Source organism: Robertkochia marina (assembly GCF_004799345.1).
In the GTDB taxonomy this organism is placed as follows: domain Bacteria; phylum Bacteroidota; class Bacteroidia; order Flavobacteriales; family Flavobacteriaceae; genus Robertkochia; species Robertkochia marina.
Window position 1 is genome coordinate 158355 of the sequence record NZ_SSMC01000001.1, and the last position, 20043, is coordinate 178397.

At 46.3% G+C, this 20043-nt stretch carries 17 protein-coding genes and 1 tRNA gene; 11 read left to right on the top strand and 7 right to left on the bottom strand.

Going from position 1 to position 20043, the window contains the following annotated elements:
* Positions 1-89 precede the first annotated feature (89 nt).
* The 3 genes from E7Z59_RS00595 to moaA are packed head-to-tail and all read right to left on the bottom strand — an operon-like array spanning position 90 to position 2761.
* Positions 90-545, bottom strand: coding sequence for a hypothetical protein (locus E7Z59_RS00595; protein WP_136334351.1), 456 nt, complete (start codon positions 543-545; stop codon positions 90-92).
* 4 nt (positions 546-549) lie between these two features.
* Entirely contained in the window at positions 550-1764 is a 1215-nt protein-coding gene (locus E7Z59_RS00600; RefSeq protein WP_136334352.1) for a molybdopterin molybdotransferase MoeA, read from the bottom strand.
* 4 nt (positions 1765-1768) lie between these two features.
* The gene (gene moaA / locus E7Z59_RS00605; RefSeq protein WP_136334353.1) at positions 1769-2761 is read right to left on the bottom strand and encodes a GTP 3',8-cyclase MoaA; all 993 of its coding nucleotides are present in this window, start codon (positions 2759-2761) and stop codon (positions 1769-1771) included.
* 152 nt (positions 2762-2913) lie between these two features.
* On the opposite strand from moaA, the gene E7Z59_RS00610 reads away from it, so the two are divergent.
* A complete protein-coding gene (locus tag E7Z59_RS00610; RefSeq protein WP_136334354.1) occupies positions 2914-4023 on the top strand; it encodes an XdhC family protein in 1110 nt (369 codons plus the stop codon).
* 86 nt (positions 4024-4109) lie between these two features.
* On the top strand, positions 4110-4352 hold the full coding sequence (locus E7Z59_RS00615; protein ID WP_136334355.1) for a type II toxin-antitoxin system ParD family antitoxin: 243 nt from the start codon (positions 4110-4112) through the stop codon (positions 4350-4352).
* A gap of 2 nt (positions 4353-4354) precedes the next feature.
* Here E7Z59_RS00615 and E7Z59_RS00620 read toward each other — a convergent pair whose 3' ends face one another.
* Complete coding sequence (locus E7Z59_RS00620; RefSeq protein WP_136334356.1) at positions 4355-5539, bottom strand: cysteine desulfurase family protein; 1185 nt, start codon at positions 5537-5539, stop codon at positions 4355-4357.
* 126 nt (positions 5540-5665) lie between these two features.
* On the opposite strand from E7Z59_RS00620, the gene E7Z59_RS00625 reads away from it, so the two are divergent.
* From E7Z59_RS00625 to E7Z59_RS00665, 9 genes are all read left to right on the top strand, one after another.
* Entirely contained in the window at positions 5666-6847 is a 1182-nt protein-coding gene (locus E7Z59_RS00625; protein WP_136334357.1) for an NTP transferase domain-containing protein, read from the top strand.
* Between the two features lie 373 nt (positions 6848-7220).
* Positions 7221-8090, top strand: coding sequence for an FAD binding domain-containing protein (locus tag E7Z59_RS00630; RefSeq protein ID WP_136334358.1), 870 nt, complete (start codon positions 7221-7223; stop codon positions 8088-8090).
* Between the two features lie 7 nt (positions 8091-8097).
* A complete protein-coding gene (locus E7Z59_RS00635) occupies positions 8098-8589 on the top strand; it encodes a (2Fe-2S)-binding protein (RefSeq protein ID WP_136334359.1) in 492 nt (163 codons plus the stop codon).
* An 18-nt stretch (positions 8590-8607) separates the two neighbouring features.
* Complete coding sequence (locus tag E7Z59_RS00640) at positions 8608-10974, top strand: aerobic carbon-monoxide dehydrogenase large subunit (protein ID WP_136334360.1); 2367 nt, start codon at positions 8608-8610, stop codon at positions 10972-10974.
* Positions 10975-11064: 90 nt separating this feature from the next.
* Positions 11065-11535 (top strand): SRPBCC family protein, encoded by a 471-nt coding sequence (locus E7Z59_RS00645; protein ID WP_136334361.1) that lies wholly within the window; start codon positions 11065-11067, stop codon positions 11533-11535.
* A gap of 67 nt (positions 11536-11602) precedes the next feature.
* Entirely contained in the window at positions 11603-12475 is an 873-nt protein-coding gene (locus tag E7Z59_RS00650) for an AAA family ATPase (RefSeq protein ID WP_136334362.1), read from the top strand.
* 29 nt (positions 12476-12504) lie between these two features.
* The gene (locus tag E7Z59_RS00655; protein WP_136334363.1) at positions 12505-13641 is read left to right on the top strand and encodes a vWA domain-containing protein; all 1137 of its coding nucleotides are present in this window, start codon (positions 12505-12507) and stop codon (positions 13639-13641) included.
* The gene (locus tag E7Z59_RS00660; RefSeq protein ID WP_136334364.1) at positions 13634-14635 is read left to right on the top strand and encodes an XdhC family protein; all 1002 of its coding nucleotides are present in this window, start codon (positions 13634-13636) and stop codon (positions 14633-14635) included. Before E7Z59_RS00655 ends, E7Z59_RS00660 begins: the two co-directional genes overlap by 8 nt.
* Before the next feature lie 236 nt (positions 14636-14871).
* Positions 14872-16773, top strand: a complete 1902-nt coding sequence (locus E7Z59_RS00665; RefSeq protein WP_136334365.1) for a DUF3604 domain-containing protein — start codon at positions 14872-14874, stop codon at positions 16771-16773.
* A gap of 616 nt (positions 16774-17389) precedes the next feature.
* Here E7Z59_RS00665 and E7Z59_RS00670 read toward each other — a convergent pair.
* From E7Z59_RS00670 to ftsZ, 3 genes are all read right to left on the bottom strand, one after another.
* Positions 17390-17463, bottom strand: a tRNA-Arg gene (locus E7Z59_RS00670).
* 36 nt (positions 17464-17499) lie between these two features.
* Positions 17500-17952 (bottom strand): GatB/YqeY domain-containing protein, encoded by a 453-nt coding sequence (locus tag E7Z59_RS00675; protein ID WP_136334366.1) that lies wholly within the window; start codon positions 17950-17952, stop codon positions 17500-17502.
* A gap of 105 nt (positions 17953-18057) precedes the next feature.
* Positions 18058-20028, bottom strand: a complete 1971-nt coding sequence (gene ftsZ, locus E7Z59_RS00680) for a cell division protein FtsZ (protein ID WP_136334367.1) — start codon at positions 20026-20028, stop codon at positions 18058-18060.
* Positions 20029-20043 lie beyond the last annotated feature (15 nt).

The following is a 20043-nucleotide window of genomic DNA, read 5'->3' on the forward strand; positions in this document are numbered from 1 at the left end:
TCAAATTTATTATTCCGTTTAATAATAGGGAGATTGCCACGTCAGACCGAAGGTCTGCCTCGCAATGACGTTCTTACCTGCTTACCCGCCTACCTGCTTACCTGTCTACCTCTACGTAAAAAACTATAGAAATACTTAAAATTCCCGTTGTACCAGGCCGCGAAGAAAAAGGCCAGGTAGATCATCCATTCAGGAACAATATAGACCTTGCCGTAGGTGGTGAGCAGTAAAACGGTCATGGCAGCGAGGGCGATACCCAAAGCCACCTTTGATTTTTTTACGTTGTAATTAAAAGCGATCAGGGCGATGATAATAAGACCCAAGACCGGTTTTCCATGATCAACGATGGGTTGCAGGGCCATGATCTCAATATCGAAGAACATCAGTATGGATCCGGCATAGGCGGCGATACAAAACGGACATTTCGGGATGATAATAATTAACGCCGTAGACAAAAAAGACATAAATCCGCTTTTAAAGGTGGGGGCATTTTTTACGGCCACGGCCTTTTCAGCATTACAACAGGATGTCTTTTCGGGTTTCATTACATTATAATTTCATTCGGTAGGGTATAAAGGGATAGACTTCTCCTTTTTTAAACAGGTTCTTTTCCTGTGGGAGCACTAAAAATCCGTCGGTATTTACCAGGTTGACAAAATCACCTGAACCGTTTCCGAAGACCGGGGTAGCCCATAAGGTGGCCTCCTGATCATAACTGATCTTTGCCTCGGTAAAGAAGATCAGCTCGGGTTTAAAGATCACATCCTCGGTCAGTTTGGCATAGACGGGACCATCTACAACCTCCAGTGACTTTTGCAGCCAGAACCGGATATATACATATAAACACACAAAGGCCGAAACCGGGTTTCCGGGAAGGGCGAAAATGTGGGTGCTCTCATCCTTCTTACCGAACCAAAACGGCTTTCCGGGGCGTTGCTGTATCTTGTGAAATTGCTTTTCCACTCCGAGTTTGGTGAGTACCTCCGGCAGGAAATCGAACTTTCCCTTAGAAACACCACCGGTGATCACCAGCATATCATAAGCTTCCAACAGTCCGGAAATGATCTTTTCCATTTCCTCCTTTTCATCAGGAAGATGTTTTAAGTCTGCCGGAATACCCCATTCTTTCAAGGTATTCTTAATACCGTATACATTTGATCTTCTGATCTGATGCGCCAACGGTTTTTCATGTACATCCACCAACTCATCTCCCGAAGAAACGATTACCGTTTTAGGCATTCTTCGCACCTTGATGGTATCCTTACCTACCGCGGCAGCCACGTTGATCTCGGCACTGGAGATGCGTTCTCCTGCATTTTTGATCACGGTTTCTTCGGTAATATCAATGCCTTTAAAGTGAATGTTCTGTCGTTTGGTCACCGCATCGACGTTTATCGTTGCCGACCCATTACTGATCTCCAGATCTTCATATCGGATCACCGTATCAGCATCCTTGGGCAAAATGGCTCCGGTCATCACCTCGATACAGGCATTGGCATCCTGCAAAGTTTTTTGAGGGGCCCCGGCAGGAGCCACATCCTGAATAGGAAAGGAAACTGTACCGTTTTCAAAGGTGCGGTGGCGAATAGCGATTCCATCCATGGTGACCCGGTGGTAAGGAGGAAAATCCCTGTCGGCCACCAGGTCTTCTGCCAGAAATAATCCGCCGGCATCGTGAATAGACACCTCGGCGACCGGAAAAGACGTCTTATTCTCCTCCAGGATCTTTAAGGCTTCTTGATATGTAATAAATGTTTTTTCCATGGTTTTACCCCCCGATGGTACTCATACTTTCTTTTCTGATGAGCGACTTACCTTTTTCTTGTTCAGCGGCGAAACCATCTTTGGGTTTTATTTTTACCAGTTCCATAAACTTTTCGGCCAAAGCTTCATCGGTAACCCCCGAACGTATAAAATCGCGAATACTGAATACACCACCATCATAGAGACAGGTCTTGATCTCTCCCTTAGGGGTAATACGCAGTCGGTTACAGGTATTGCAAAAAGTACGTGAAAAAGCAGGAATGATCCCGACATCACCGGCAAAACCGTCAACGGCATAGTTGGTAGAAGTATCTCCATGATTCCCTGATTTTCGGGTCAGCGTGGGGTACTGTTCTTGTAAGGTATTCAGAATGTCTTTTGCACTGTAAACGGTCTTATTTTGCTTGTAACCGCCATTAAAAGGCATCTCTTCAATAAATCGAACACTCACCGGGTATTGCTCTGCCAGGGCAGCCATAGGTAAAATATCGCGGGTATTGATCCCGTTCATGACCACCGCATTGATCTTCAGATTAAACCCCTGGTCGATCAGGGTGTGAAAGGCATGTATGACCTTTTCAAAATCGTCACGCCTGGTGATCTGTTTGAATCGTTCCGCATCCAAAGAATCCAGGCTTAGATTGAGCGTGGTAATGCCCAGTTCTTTTAACTTTTCAATATGCTTAACAATAAAAGTTCCGTTGGTAGTGATCGAAATATTGGGATAGTAATTCAACGCATGCGTTTTTTCCAGGAGGGTGATAAAATCCTTCCGCAAAAAGGGCTCTCCGCCCGTAAAACGTACCTTCTGAAATCCTAACTGCCCCAGCACGTTCAAAATACGAACGATCTCCTCATAACTTAGTAAATGAGCCTTGGGTTCATAAGGAATACCTTCCTTGGGCATACAATAAAAGCATCTCAGATTACAACGATCGGTCACCCCTATGCGCACATAGTCAATCGTTCTATCGAATCCGTCCTTTAATTTCATCATGCTCAATATTTAGCAGGTAATTTTATATTTTTATCAAAAAGAAGGTTGTACCTGTGAAGATACTGCATTATAGCTAATTACTGCAATACTATTTCATTATATGGAGATAGTTAATTCGAATATAACCCGCTTCTCAAAGAAAATTGCAAGTTATGAAAGAGATCAAATCTATATTACAACTCTATGATTCTTACGGCCAGGGAACAGAAAAGTGTGCCATCGCCCAGGTGGTACGGGTCGAAGAATCTTCCTATCGCCGGGAAGGGGCACGAATGATCGTTTTCGAGAACGGTACCTTTGAGGGCGGTATCAGCGGAGGCTGCCTGGAAGGCGATGCCCTGCAACGTTCACAGATCGCCATCCTCAAAAAAGAGCCTTCCATCGTAACCTATGACACCTCAAAAGACGATGAGAATCAGATCGGCGTTGGTTTAGGGTGTAATGGGGTCATCGATGTGCTTATTACCCCGATCACACAGGAAGGTAACACCCTGAACCTGTTGCAACGCTGTGTAGCATCGCGAAAAGCCCATATCCTGGTAACGGTCACAGCCACCAATACCCCTGATGTGATTGCGCTCGGACAAAACTGGTATTACGATACGGCAACACAAACCTTGGAGAACTTTGAACATCAAGCTCTGAAAGCTTCCTTGGAAAAAGATATCCAAACCGTTCTTGATTCTAAAAGATCAAAGATCTATCATTATAACCTCAACGCCTTGTCTGTAAGTGCCTTCATCGAATTGATACCCCCACAATTTCACTTAGCCATCTATGGGGATAATTACGATGTATATCCTATGATCAACCTGGCGGAGGTAATGGATTGGGAGGTGAGCCTGGTAGGGAAGCTACAAAAACTTCGTAAGGATAAACTGGGGGCTGTAAAAGACCTGTATCAGAAAGATGATACCGAACAGCCTCTTATAGACGACAGAACCGCCGTGGTACTCATGGCACACGACTACAAAACCGACCTGAGGAATTTAATAAACCTTGTTAATTCGCCAACCCCTTATATCGCCAGCCTGGGCCCAAAGAAACGGTTTAAAAAGATGGTGAATGAACTGGAAGATCGCGGCACTCCGCTTACACCCGAACAGCTGGAACGTATCTATGCACCCTGCGGATTAGAGATCGGTGCCAATACTCCCGAAGAGATCGCTGCCAGTATTTTCGCTGAGATCCTCAGTGTATTCTCCGGAAAAAAAGGCGGGATGCTTCGCGAAAAGCAGGAGCCTATTCATGAGCGGTATTGATATTTCCGCATTCTCAGGTTAGATCGTTTCAAAATACTTGCTACAAATACCAAGATTTGGTATTTTCAGTTAAATACCTTTTCATCATGGGAAAAAACACTTCCATATCACTTGGTGATCATTTTGAAGCATTCATCAAGGAAGAGATTAAATCCGGGCGCTACAGTTCTGCAAGTGAAGTGATCCGCTCGGCCTTAAGATTACTCGAACGTGAAGAAAAAAAGGAAAGCGAATTAATTAAAGCGCTTGAGATAGGGGAAGAAAGCGGCTTTATTGAAAATTTTGACCCCGCAGCTCATCTTAAAAGGCTGCATAGTAGACTCAAATAAACTTACCTCTTCCTTCTCTCCCATAGAATATTAGCTTCCCGTTGGGCGGCCACCTCCCGGGAAACAATGGCGATGATCTGTTCCACCTCTTCTTGTGTAGTATAACGCCCCAGGCTGAAGCGAATGCTTGAAAAGGCGAGCACTTCAGGAATACCCATAGCGGTCAGCACATGAGATGGATTCACATTGGCCGAGTTACAGGCAGAACCGTTGGACACAGACACCTGCTTGCTCAGGGCGCGCAATAATCCTTCCCCATCCACATACTTAAATGATACATTCAGAGTATTAGGTAATCTCGAAGCAGCTGCACCATTGACTACGGTTTCTTCTATTGCTGATAAACCTTCCTGGAGTTGATCCCTCAACCCCCTCAACCTTGCAAATTCTACTTCCAAGTTTTTAACCGATAATTCGACAGCCCTTGCCATACCAACGATTCCGGGGGTATTATAGGTACCTCCGCGAAGCTTCCGTTGCTGTCCGCCCCCATGCATAAAGGCCTCGAGGAATTTCTCATTACCATCTTTAATATAGGTCAGTCCTACTCCTTTCGGACCGTATACCTTGTGGGAAGAGAAACAGGCAAAATCAACATGGTCAAAGAAATCGTCTAATGGGATTTTTCCCAACGCCTGGGTAGCATCAGAAAACAAAAAGCTGCCGTATGTTTTGCAGAGCTCTGAGATCTCCTGTAAAGGTTGTATCACCCCGGTCTCATTATTGGCAAGCATGATCGCCACCACCAGGGTGGTGTCTGATATATGTTGCTTTAATTGCTGCGTATCCACCAGGCCATTGGCGGTCACGTCCAGGTAAGTAACCTTAGCTCCTTCAGCCTCCAGCGCCTGGCAGGTATCCAGCACTGCCTTGTGCTCCGCTTTCGAGGTGATAATATGGTTTCTTTTGCTTCTTCCTTTCAGATACAATCCTTTGAGAATACTGTTAATACTCTCTGTAGATCCTGAAGTAAATACCAATTCTCCGGGGGATACGCCCAGGGCAGTACCAAGAGTTTCTGAAGCGCTATCAATGGCGTCCATGGCCAGCCACCCATGAGCATGATGACTGCTGGATGGGTTTCCGAAATGCATGTTGAAATAAGGCATCATGGTATCTACCACCCGCTGATCGCAGGGTGTGGTAGCATTGTAATCTGCATATATCCGGGTGTATTTTGAGGTCATACCTAAAGCTTGTTGCCCGATAAATTAGTAATTCTATAGGATTTTATTAGCAGCATTCTTTTTAACTTCATCTGCGGTTTATAAATCCAATGTTAAAGTTCAGAAAATTATCAGGATTCACAAGACATGAAGCATCAACAACACAGCAAATTAACAAAACCTTATAAGGGGGTGTACGGACAACATGAGATCAGCATTTTGGGAAGCAATTGCCACCGGATAGGGAAACTCGCCCGGATGATCGCTGAGGAAATATCAGATCTGTGCGATGCCGCCTATATTGATGCGGACCATAAATCTCCACTAAACGAAGAAACCACTCCATCAGTATTTTCCTGGGAGTTTACCAATAAGATCTCCTATCACCGGTTGGATGTTTCTGCCGGGGTATCCGATTTTGAACGTTCTGCCATGTTCAATGCTTCTCATCTTACAATGGTCAATGGAAATCACGAAAAGGGAATGCATCAGCTTGTGATCATTGATCCTTCAAAAGAAGCAAAGCTGGAAAAGAGAAAAGAACAGCTGACGCATGTGATCGGTTTAGTGAGTTTGGAGACTACTCCCTCGCCAAAGCTTCGGAGCACGAAGGAGGGTGAGGAAGAGAAAGGAGAATTACCTGAATATATAAAAGAGTTAATTCCTAATTACAAGGAGTTGCCGGTTGTTACTATCGATGACCGGGCCGGGATGAAGAAACTGGTAGCGAATTTCCTTATAGATCGGTTACCGAAGATCAAGGGATTGATCCTGGGTGGGGGCAAAAGTACCCGGATGGGAGTCGACAAGGCCTTTTTAGACTATCACGGGAAACCTCAACACCTATACCTCAAGGAAGAGCTGGCAGAACTATGTGAGGCCACCTATGTTTCCTGCCGGGAGGAACAGGCTGAACTTTTTCCAACTGCCTTACCGGATACTTTTTTACACCTGGGGGCCTATGGAGGCATCCTTTCGGCTTTTCAACAAGACCCCAATGCCGCCTGGTTCTCCGTGGCCTGTGATGTCCCTCTTTTAAATAAGAGCACCCTTGAAAAATTGGTAGCTCAACGTGACCCTTCAAAACTAGCCACCTGCTTCTACAATTCTGAAACCGGCTTCCCGGAACCCCTTATTACTATCTGGGAACCCCGGGCCTACCCGGTGCTGCTTCACTATATGTCTATGGGGTATTCCTGTGCCCGTAAAGTATTGATCAATAATGACGTAAAGGTCGTTAAGCTTGAAAATGAAGAAGTGCTTCTGAATGCCAATACGATGGATGAACGGGAGAAGGCGTTGGGGATGTTACAAAAAAGTCAATTATAATTCACTCCGCTCTTGAGGAGTACCCGGGAACCACCCTGCAACCACCCCACCCTGGCCCAGCGCGCCATCTGGCCCCCCTGGCTGCCGTCAGGCAGGTTCGCTAAAAAGGTCTACCAGACCTTTTTTTTACGCTCGGTCCTCCCCCGGCTGCGCCACCCCCTCCCGGAGGGAGAGGGATAGTAAGATTATACAGGCTTGAGAATACAGAATTATCTGTAAGTATTATTTGCAATTATCAAATATTTAATCGATAGTTAAAATTTATAAGGATTTGTGATTTTTTTATAGTAATTATTAATGGGTTGGTATTTTTCTTAATAACTTAGGGTTCACTTCGTTAGGAAAAAAATCGTTAAACACATAATTAATTTCTATGATCCCTGCACCTTTTAATTATCACAAGGCATCTACGATAGAGGAAGCTATCGCCTTGTCACAAGAATTGGGCGAAGAAGCTAAATACATGTCGGGCGGACAAAGTCTGCTCCCCATGATGAAGCTTCGTTTCGCCTCTCCCCAAGACATTATTGATATCAGTAAACTCCAGGGCCTCTCTTACATCAAAGAGGATGGAGATGTTTTAAAGATCGGCGGACTCACCACACAAACAGAGTTGGAACACAACGATCTTCTGAAAAGTAAGTATCCGATATTCGGGGATGCAGTATGGTTAACAGCGGATCCTTCAGTGAGAAATTGCGGAACCATAGGTGGAAACATTGCCCACGGTGATGCTGCCAATGACCAACCGGCCCTGATGCTCGCATTACGGGCCACTTTTATAGCCCATGGTCCGGATGGAGAAAAATCTATCCCGGTAGATGAGTTTTTTCACGGTTTTTACATGACGGCTCTTGAACCGGGAGATATACTCACGGAAATCCAGATCCCGAAGGCCAAACCCAATAGCGGTGGTGCCTATCACAAGGTTGAACGTAAAGTAGGAGATTATGCAACTGCCGGAGTAGCTGTTCATATTGAACTGGATGATAACGGCGTATGCACAGAAGTTGGGATAGGTTTAACCAATCTGAGTCCGATGCCGATGCGTCTGGAAAGAGGAGAGGAAGTTTTGCGCGGCAATAAAATCACCGATGAACTGATCGAAGAAGTTGGAAAGATCGCCAGTGAAGATTGTGAACCCGATTCAGACCTGAGAGGTTCAGAAGCCTATAAGCGCTCCATAGTAAATACGATCACTAAAAGAATGTTGAATAAAGCTCTGGAAAGGGCAAGAAAGTAATACGGAAATGGCAAAACACAATATCACCATGACGATCAACGGACAAAGCGTTTCTGCCGAGGTAGATTCCCGCTTGCTCCTTGTTCACTTTATCAGAGAAAATCTCGACATGACCGGAACCCATATTGGTTGCGACACCTCCAACTGCGGGGCCTGCACCATTTTACTGGATGGTAAATCCATAAAATCATGTACCTACCTGGCTGTAAGAGCTGACGGCGCCAACATCACCACCATAGAAGGGATTGCAGAAGACGGTACCAACCATCCGCTGCAGCAGGCCTTTCACGATCAGCACGGCTTACACTGCGGCTTCTGCACCCCGGGTATGATCATGCGTTCAATTGACCTGTTGAAGAACAATCCCGACCCGACAGAAGAAGAAATTCGCTGGGGTATTTCAGGGAATCTCTGCAGGTGTACCGGGTACAACAATATCGTTAAGGCTGTACAGCAGGCTGCCCAGGAAATGAAGAAAGAAAAAGAAACCACTGTTTAACCTCTTAAAAAAGAAATTATGTTCTCATGTAAAACATCACCGGAGGTTGGCGGAATGGGCCACTCTATAAAAAGAAAAGAAGATGCCAGGTTTTTACACGGTAAGGGAAATTATGTAGATGATGTAAAATTACCCGGCATGCTGCATATGGTTATGGTGCGTAGCCCTTACGCCTATGCCAAGATCAAAAGCATTAACAAAGACAAGGCCCTGGCCATTGACGGGGTACTTGCTGTAATTACGGGAGAAGACCTGGCCCAATACAATCTGCATTGGATGCCTACCCTGCTCTCTGACTCACAAATGGTACTTCCTACCGATACGATCATGCACCAGTCTCAGGAGGTTTGTGCCGTGATCGCTACCGATCGCTATATTGCCGTTGATGGTGCCGAAGCGGTGGAAGTAGAGTACGAACCCATGCAAGCTATAGTAGACCCATTTAAGGCATTGGATGAAGATGCACCTTTGTTGAGACCGGATAAGGAAGGACAGGAAAACAATCATATTTATCACTGGGAACGCGGCGACAAGGCCAAAACAGAAGAGGCCATTGCCAAGGCCGATGTGGTGGTAAAAGAGCGCATTCATTTACCAAGGATTCACGTAGCTTCTATTGAAACCTGCGGGGTCGTGGCTTCCTATGATAAGGTCACCGAAAAAATGCTGATCTACCTGACCTCACAGGCACCTCATGCCATTCGCACCATCGTGGCCCTGGTGGCAGGACACGTTGGATTGTCAGAAGAAAAGATCAGGATCATTGCTCCGGATATCGGAGGAGGATTCGGAGGTAAGGTACCCGTGTATCCCGGTTACGTGATCGCTATTGCCGCAACCTTCCTGATCGGAAAACCGGTGAAATGGATCGAAGACCGTTCGGAGAACCTGGTTAACGGGTTTGCCCGTGATTATCATATGGACTGCGAGCTTGCCGCCACCAAAGACGGAAAGATCCAGGCCTTTAAGGTGTCGACCCTGGCTGATCATGGGTATACCGATTCTTCGGCTAACCCGTCAAAGTATCCTACAGGAATGTTCTCCATTTGTACGGGGTCTTACGATTACGAACACGCTTTTGCAGAACTGGATGCAGTGTATACCAATAAAGCTCCGGGAGGAGTTGCCTATCGCTGTTCCTTCCGTGTAACAGAAGCGGTGCACGCCATAGAACGTATGGTAGATAAGCTGGCCGCAGAGATCGGCAAAGATCCCGCCCAGTTACGCCTTGAAAATTTTATTAAGAAAGAGCAGTTCCCTTACTCCTCTCCCCTTGGCTGGAGTTATGACAGTGGCGATTACCACGCTACCCTCAAGAAAGCCATGGACATGCTGGGGTATGACGACTATAAAAAAGAGCAGGCCGAAAAACGCGCCCAAGGGAAACTCATGGGTATCGGTATCAGCACCTTTACCGAGGTGGTTGGAGCCGGTCCTTCTAAAGACTTCGACATTCTGGGGATCGCCATGTTCGACAGTGCAGAGATCAGGGTACACCCAACAGGAAAAGCATTGGCCCGTTTCGGTACCAAGTCGCAGGGACAAGGACACGAAACCACCTATGCCCAGATCCTGGCAGAAGAGCTGGGTATCCCCTACTCCGATATTGAGATCGAAGAAGGAGACACTGACACGGCACCCTACGGATTAGGAACCTACGCCAGTAGAAGTACTCCTACTGCAGGTGCAGCCGCAGCCATCGCTGCCCGTAAGCTTGTTGATAAGGGTAAAAAGATCGCCGCTTACCTTCTTGAGGTGAGTGAGGAAGATATTGAATGGGAAGTTGGTAAGTATTCCGTAAAGGGTGCTCCTGAAAAGTCGAAGACCATACAGGAAGTGGTATTTGCTTCATACACCAATATTCCTCCGGGAATGGAACCGGGCTTTGAGGCCACCCATTACTATGACCCACCAAACCTGACCTTCCCGAACGGCGCCTATATCTGTGTGGTAGAGGTTGATGAGGAAACAGGTGCCATTGATGTGAAACGATTCGTTGCCATTGACGATTGCGGGAATATTATCAACCCCATGATCGTTGAAGGACAGGTACACGGAGGCTTGACACAGGGAATAGCCCCTGCCATGTATGAGGGCATTCAGTATGATGATGAAGGAAACGTATTGAACGGTACCTTCATGGATTACCTGGTACCAACAGCAGTAGAGTCGCCTAAGTGGGAAACCGGGCATACCATTACTCCTTCACCTCACCATCCGCTGGGAGCAAAAGGAGTGGCAGAGTCGCCAACGGTTGGTGCGCCTCCTGCCATTGCCAATGCGATCATTGATGCCCTCTATCCATTAGGCATTAAACACCTGGATATTCCAATCACCCCATCAAAAGTGTGGGATGCCATCCAGGAAGCAAAACAAAAGGCGTAAAGCTATAGCACAGAGTCAGGGCCCGCTGATTCGAATTAGCGGGCCGGGCTTAAATAACACAAACTCCTATACAGGAATAATAAAAGCACTATGAAAACACAATTGGAAAAATCTTTTGAAGTCCCCCAGGGTAACGACCTGGTCTGGGAACACCTGATAGACCCTCAAAAAGTTATGGACTGCGTACCAGGGGTATCAGTTGATGAAAAAGTGGGCGACAACCACTACAAGGGGAAAGTAGGAATGAAGTTCGGCCCGATGGGCGTTCAGTACGATGCCGATATCTACTATAAAGAGATCGACAAAGACAACCGTAAGATCATCATTACCGGAGACGGGGTTGACTCTAAAGGAAAAGGAAATGCCGAGATGATGATGACCATTAACCTCGCTGATGCAGACGACGGAGGTACAAAACTTGACTCTGTGATGGATGTGACCATCAACGGAAAAATAGCCCAGTTCGGATCCCGTCTTATTACCACGGTATCCAACCAGCTTTTTAAGCAGTTTGCATCTAATTTCACCAAGAAGTTAGCAGAGGCCGAGGCTACAGCATAATGACTTCTCCATTTAATAACAGTAAAGCTATGCTATAAAATGGCATAGCTTTCTAAATTTAAGGGCCTTGAATAAAGAAATTGACGATCTGATAAAGGACTTCTATAAGCATGACTACATCCTGAATGAAGCGCTTGCCACCTCTGTTTTTCTGTTAAAGAACCTGGGGAAGCCTTTATTGCTGGAAGGAAGCCCGGGAGTAGGTAAAACCGTTCTGGCCAAAACCCTGGCACAACACCTCGGTACCGACCTGATACGCTTGCAGTGTTATGAAGGGTTGGATGTGAGTACCTCCATCTATGAGTGGAACTACCAAAAACAATTGCTTCACATAAAATTGTTTGAACAGGAAACCGATAAAAAGACCCTGGGAAAGGAGATCTTCGGAATGGATTATGTCTTGAAACGCCCCCTATTACAATCTATCAGTGCTGACAAACCTGTGGTGTTGCTGATCGATGAGATCGACAGGGCTGATGAGGAATTTGAGGCATATCTGCTGGAGCTGCTCTCCGATTTTCAGATCAGTATTCCCGAGCTTGGCACCATCACCGCCAGAACAAAACCCCTGGTTATCTTGACCTCCAACAGAACCCGGGAACTCAGCGATGCACTCAGGAGAAGGTGCTTATACCATTGGGTAGATTTCCCCACCAAGATCGGAGAGATCCGGATCATCAGTAAAAAACTCCCTGATATTGACGAGCAACTGGCCACCCAGGTGGTTACCTTTATCCATAATCTGCGTAAAGCCAGCCTTCACAAACCCCCGGGCATAGCAGAATCACTGGATTGGGCCAAGACCCTATTGCTGATGAATCAGAAAAATATCACCGACGAGATCGTCAAGACCACCATTGGAAGCGTACTCAAGCACAAAGATGATGTTGAATTCGTAACCAACCGATCGGTGCAGGAATTCCTTGTACCAATAGACTGATCATTATTAATCCTCCAAATCATTTTCTATTGCAGGCTGTAAATAAAACATTCAAAGAACGTATTATCGACTTTACCCTGTATTGTCGAGAAAGACAGTTCATGCTCGGTCCGCAGGAAACAAGAGATGCTTTTGAGATCGCTTCAAGAGGATATGCGCTTGACCGAAAGCTCTTTCAGTACAGCCTGAAGGCCATATTCTGCAAGCGTAAAGAACACTACGACCGCTTTGATGAGATGTTTGATCGCTTCTGGAGCCGGTATTACGAAGAAAAACTGGAACAACGCAAAAAGCAGGTCAAGCAGCTTAAAAAAGAAAAGGATGTTGATACGGTTATCTTCCTGGGAACGGAGTTCAAGATCCCGAAAAAAAAGGTGGAGCAGGAAGAAGCCAAGCAGACCGTTGGAGCCAATGAATCGCTGAGGCTAAGAATGACCGATTTTTCAAAAGTAGATGTTGGCGACAAAGAGAAGTTCGAAGAACTGGCCGAAGAACTCTTTCACCAAATGAGCATGCGCTTTAAGCGCAGGCTGGAAAGTGCCAACAGCGGACAGATCGATATCCGAAATACTATCAGGCACGGTATTTCTAAAGGGGGACTTCTACTGGAATTATCCCGTAAGAGAAAACGGAAAGAGAAACGGAAGGTCGTTTTTATACTGGATGTAAGCGGATCTATGGACACCTACAGTTATTACCTGCTGCGCTATATTTTGGTCTTAAAAAAATACTTTAAGACCCTGGAGTTCTTTACCTTTAGTACAGAGCTCACCCACGTAACCCCCATGTTGCGGCAAAATAACGAGCTGGAGATCTTAAAAGAGATCGGGAAAAATGTACAATCCTGGTCGAGCGGCACAAAGATAGGCGCCTCGCTTACCGAATTTCTTTCGGTATACGGCAGCAAGTTTTTGAGCCAAAAACATGTGGTGGTCATTTTAAGCGATGGCCTGGAAACCGGAAATGTAGCCGAACTTAAAGAAGCAGTACGAACCATCAAGAGAAAGTGTAAGACCCTGGTATGGCTTAATCCCTTAAAGGGAACGCAGGGATACCAACCCATTCAAACGGGTATCGTGAACGTAATGCCGCATCTCGATGCTTTCGAATCGGCACATAACCTGGACAGCTTATTAAAACTTGAAAAAATACTAATGGATGTTTAACGAACTTGCTTTACAGATAGAAAAACACCTGGCTGAAGGCGATGATTTTGCCATTGCCCAGGTAGTAGATCGCATTGCTCCAAGCTCCGGGAAGGTGGGCGACAAGGCTATTATTCTGGAAACCGGCGAACTCATCGGATGGATCGGCGGCGGTTGTGTGCGGGGTATCGTGATCAAAGAAGCCCTGGAAGTGATAAAGACCAAACGCTACCGAAGAGTTCGCATATCACCTGAAGGCGGGTCTAAAGAAACGCCTACCTACAAAGAATATGTTATGTCTTGCCAAAGTAAAGGAACCGTAGAAATTATGATAGAACCCGTAATACCCCAACCTGAACTCATAGTAGTCGGTAAAAGCAATATAGCCCGTAAACTGGTGCAATTGGCCTCAGCTGCCGATTTCAGGGTAACCGTCATGGCCTCCGATGCCGATGTGCAAATGTTTCCTTCTGCCCAGCGCCTGGAAGATCATGTTGACTTTAGTACGATCAAGAAATTCACCAACACCTATATCATCGTCACCACCCAGGGAGAAGACGATGAGCTTTCGGTGAAAAAGGCACTGGAAACCAATGCGAAGTATGTAGGCTTTGTAGCCAGCGCTAAAAAGTCGGATGACATAAAGACCTACCTTACCAGCGCAGGGATTCCGGAAGAACGGATCAACCAGTTGCGAAGCCCTGTTGGTATAGACATCAATGCCAAACTGGCAAGTGAAGTAGCTATCAGCATCCTGGCCGATGTGATCGCTGATTTCCGAAAGGCAAATACAGGCTATGGCTCTCGCTGCGAAAGCGAAGAGATGGAAACAGCTCAAGAGCCTGTGAATGAACAATTCGCAGAAGACTATTATATCAATCCCGTTTGCGGGGTACCTGTATCCAAAAAGAACCCCAAACACGTGATCGAATACAAGGATGAGAAGGTGTATTTCTGTTGTGATGGGTGTAAGGTGAGTTTTGAGAAGAACCCGGAGCAGTATATGAATCGTTAGTCGAGAGTAGAGAGTCGGGAGTGGTTAAAAGTTACGGGGTACGAGGAACTCAATGATGAATAATGGATTATGAATGATGAATTTCGTCTTTGCGGGACCGAGCGTTCATAATTCCTTACTTACCTGTCTACCCATCTACCTGCCTGCCTGCTTCCCCACACCCCTTTCGTTACTGATATTTATCATCCTTTAATCCTTTGATTTACTGTACTTTGCGTCATGCAAAAACAACCGTCATGAAAACAGCCATTCACCTCTGGCCCCTGACACTACTCTTCCTGCTATCCTTATCTGTTTCTGCCCAGGTATTTCCTGAGGTAGAGAATAAAAAAGACATTAAGTACTCCCCCTATCCGGAGCAAAATTTCCCCAACCAGGTATTTTTTGGAGACACCCATGTGCATACCTCCTATTCGACAGATGCCGGGATGTTTGGTAATACACTGGGACCCGATGCCGCCTATCGGTTTGCCAAAGGAGAAACGGTAACCTCCAGCAATGGGGTTAAAACAAGACTTGCCAGACCCCTTGATTTTATTGTTGTAGCCGATCACTCTGAGAATCTCGGATTAGCTCCTATGATAGAAGAGTCCAATCCGGATCTGCTCAAAAGTGAGTGGGGAAAAAACGTACATGACCTGGTAAAAGCCGGAAAGATGGGGGAAGCCTATGCCCTTTGGGGTAGTGGAATCTCGCAAAAAGTGGATCCGCTAGCCGAAATGACCGTGCTTAAAGAATCTATGTGGCAGCGAATTACACAATTCGCTGAAGAGCATAACCAACCAGGGAGTTTCACGGCCTTTATCGGATTTGAATGGACCTCTTCTCCCGATGGAAATAACCTCCACCGGAATGTGATCTTCAGGGATGGGAAACAAAAAGCCGACATGATCATTCCCATCTCAGGATACGACAGCGAAGACCCGGAGGTATTGTGGCAATGGATGAAAGATTATGAAAATAAAACAAGTGGGAAGCTCCTGGCCATCCCCCACAACGGGAACCTTTCTAATGGCCTTATGTTTGACGAGGTGACCCTGACAGACAAAAAACCACTTGACGCAGACTATGCCACCCGTCGAATGAAATGGGAGCCCATCTACGAGGTGACCCAGATGAAAGGAGATGGAGAAGCTCACCCCATGTTGTCTCCTAAAGATGAGTTTGCCGATTTTGAAACCTGGGATAAAGGAAGCTTTGGTTCTGCCAAAGAACCTGAAATGATCCCCAGAGAATATGCCAGGGAAGCCCTTAAAAGAGGGCTACTTTATAACACTACTCTTGGGGTTAATCCATTCAAGTTTGGGTTAATCGGAAGCACAGACACCCATACCTCCCTGGCCACCACCACCGAAGATAATTACTTCGGAAAGGCCACCCCTGGTGAACCCACCGCAAATCCTAATCGTTTCAATGAAAAAATAACAGGATATCTGCCTGATCCAAAGGGTCGGGATTACTCCATTCTTCATTATAAGACCAGTGCTTCGGGATTAGCAGCCGTATGGGCAAGGGAGAATACCCGGGAAGCTATTTGGGATGCCATGGCGCGAAAGGAAACCTATGCCACCACCGGTACACGACTACGTGTCAGGGTATTTGCAGGTTTCAATTTCAGTGCTGACGATCTTTCCCGATCTGATTTTGCCAATTACTGTTACGAAAACGGAGTTCCTATGGGTGGCGATCTGACCAAAGCAGCTGGTGATGCTCCAACCTTCCTGGTCAGAGCCCTTCGCGATCCAGACGGGGCCAACCTGGATCGTATACAAATGGTAAAAGGCTGGGTAGATGCTCAGGGCGAAACACAGGAACGCATCTACGATATCGCCCTATCAGACGGCCGACAGGTCAATGCTGACGGCAGAGCTACCGAACCGGTCGGCAATACGGTGGATATTGAAAATGCCACCTTCGACAATTCGATCGGAGAACCCTTTTTACAGGCCTTTTGGCAGGACCCTGAATTTGATGAGTCCCAACACGCCTTTTACTATGTAAGGGTGATCGAGATACCCACCCCGAGGTGGACCACCATCGATGCAAAGATATTCGGAGTAGACCGCCCCGAAGGTGTTCCGGAAAGCATACAGGAGCGGGCCTATACCAGTCCGATCTGGTATACTCCCGGGGAGTAGTTATGCGGTTATGCGGTTATGCGAGAATACCAAAACCTCTCGTCTTCGCTAGGGCTTTCCTTCAGCCCTTTTACTCGTCTAGTATTAATTTTTATTGGAGCTCGTGAGGGCTTCACCTTTGGGCCGGGGAAAAGAAGGGAAGCAAAACAATCTGTCTCCCAACATTAGCAGGGGATTACTCCCTTCAGTCGTGATCCTTCCATCGCGCCAGCTGGCCCCGGCGCTAAAAAGGTCCACAGGACCTTTTCTAAACGCTTGGTCCCCCTCTTGCAAATACCAAGTCCGCCAAAGCCTATGGCTTTGCGCCTTTTTAATTTCCTGTAAAAGCTCAAGCAAGACATAAGGATTACTTCGTGATCCTCAATAAGCTCGCCTTTGCAAATACCAAGTCCGCCAAAGCCTATGGCTTTGCGCCTTTTTATTTTCCTGTAAAAGCTCAAGCAAGACATAAGGATTACTTCGTGATCCTCAATAAGCTCGCCTTTGCAAATACCAAGTCCTGCAAAGGCATCCGCCTTTGCCACTTTTTGTTTCCTTACCCAACCCTGAAACAAGTTTCGGTTGGGCCGGAAACAAAAAGTCCGGCAACTTGCGTTGCCGGACTTGGTGCTTGTAGTGACCCCGGGAGGATTCGAACCCCCAACCCTCAGAGCCGAAATCTGATATTCTATCCAGTTGAACTACGGGGCCGTTCTTACGAACGTTTGTCTATTGACGTGGGCAAATTTAACCCGCTAATTTATTTTTCACAATAGCTGAGATGGTTTTTCCATCAGCTTTTCCGGCGAGCTCTTTGGAGGCCATTCCCATGACTTTACCCATATCTTTCATGCTCTCGGCACCGGTCTTTTCAATAACTGCAACAACCACCTTTTCGATCTCTTCCTCGCTCAATTGCTCCGGAAGGAACTTTGAAATGATGGCTGCCTGGGCCAGCTCCGGACCTGCCAGATCTTCCCTGCCCTGCTCGGAAAATACTGCAGCACTGTCTTTACGCTGTTTTACCAATTTTTGCAGCAACTTGATCTCCTGTTCTTCTGTGAGTCCGTCTTTGGTCTCGGCATTGGACTTTGCCAAAAGCAGTTCTGACTTCACTGCGCGAAGGGCCTCAAGGGCTGCAGCGTCTTTACTTTTCATCGCGGCCTTCATCTCGGCCATTACCTTATCCTGTAAGCTCATAGTTATAAATTGCTTTAATCAAACAGCGGTGCGAAGATAAAAAAATAACCCGAGAACTATTGACAGTTCCCGGGTTTCTCGCATAACACAAAATGCTATTTGCTATTAATCAACATTGTCGTGTAAAAACGAATTATTACTTCTTAGCTGTACATCATCGTTACTATCTGTACCCACACTCATTCGTGAAGGATCATTCTCTCTGGCACGATGATCGTCAAGATCGATTCCCATGCGCTTATAGGCGGGTTGCTTTTCTATTTCGTCAATACGGGCCGAATTGTTTTGAAACTTATAATTAAAATCTTTCAACTTGCGTCTGCGCTCTTCCGCTCTTCTTCTCAGACTTTCTTCGATAGAACTATTAAACGGATCAACATCCTCCGCAGGTTGGGGAACAGTTTTGGGCTCTTCGGCGGGCAAAACCTTTTTCTCAACCATCATCTCCTCTTCAATAACCTCTGTAGGTTTCTCCTGCTGCTTTGGTTGAGCCTTATTAAGCTTGTTCTCCATGTCCATATAGTCATCAAGACTATATCTGGTAGTACCATCATCGGCATACTCCGGAGACGGCACTACTTCCTCAGGTTCATTTACCTGCATGTCCTTAATAACATCAGTAAGATCAAAGGTGATGGTATTCTCCTTTTCTTCTTCCTGAATATTTTCTGAATGCAGCGGCATATCAAAACTCAAAGCGATCTGGCTCTCGTCCTGCTCTGCCTTTACCTCTTCAGGCTCTACAACATTAATATTTCGAATACCTGCTGTGGTGTCAATGATCACGAAATCTTCCTCTCTTGCATTTACCTGCTCATATTCCACATCAATATTCCTGATCAACTCTGAAGCAGGTATCAGATCCATGGTGTTCCTTACCCCCTCCTGCTTAGGCGCAGCAGGCTCTTCCAATTGATGGCGAATTACCTTTGGTTCCGGCTTTTCAACCGGTTGTGCAGTCGGTGCTTTTTTAGGCGCAATTCTTCCGGTAGCTCCTCCCTCAGGACTCAGGTCATGAGTGGCCTTTTGCTCATCTTCTAAGGTGTGGATGATTCGTTTTACCTCTGTATTAGTGATCTCGTGTTGCTGATCAGTATTGAAACCCGTAGCAATTATGGTTACCGCGATGGCATCACCAAGGCTTTCATCTTCACCTACACCCATGATGATGTTAGCATTATGCCCTGCCTCATCCTGGATATGATCATTGATCTCTCCGATCTCATCAAGGGTGATCTCTTCAGTACCGGAAACGATAAGCAACAATACATTTTTAGCTCCTGAGATCTTGTTATCATTCAGCAATGGAGAATCCAGGGCTTTCATGATAGCTTCCTGCGCACGGTTAGAACCGGTAGAGGCTGCAGACCCCATAATGGCGGTACCACTGTTTGACAATACGGTTTTGGCATCCCGAAGGTCAATATTCTGAGTGTAGTGATGGGTAATTACTTCTGCAATACCACGTGCGGCTGTAGCCAACACCTCGTCTGCTTTAGAGAATCCGGCTTTAAACCCAAGATTACCGTATACTTCTCTTAATTTGTTATTATTGATGACGATGAGTGAATCGACATTGCTGCGCAGACGCTCAACACCCTTCTGTGCCTGGGCGCAACGATTCTTTCCTTCAAACTGGAAAGGACTGGTTACAATACCCACAGTAAGGATATTCATGTCTTTGGCTAATTTGGCAATGATAGGTGCTGCACCGGTTCCGGTACCTCCCCCCATTCCGGCAGTTACAAAAACCATTTTTGTATTGGTATCGAGCATGGCCTGAAGCTCTTCAAGACTTTCAATAGCTGCCTGCTCACCAACTTCAGGATTGGCTCCTGCACCTAACCCTTCGGTCAAAGACACCCCTAATTGCACCTTATTGGGCACCGGGCTGTTCTGTAGGGCCTGGGCATCTGTATTACACACCACAAAGTCTACCCCGTTAATACCCTGCTGGAACATGTAGTTGATCGCATTGCTACCACCACCTCCAACACCAATCACTTTGATCACGTTGCTTTGGTTTTTAGGTAAGTCGAATGAGATGTTGCCAAAATTGTTTTTTTCTTCACTCATAATTACGCTGTTTTA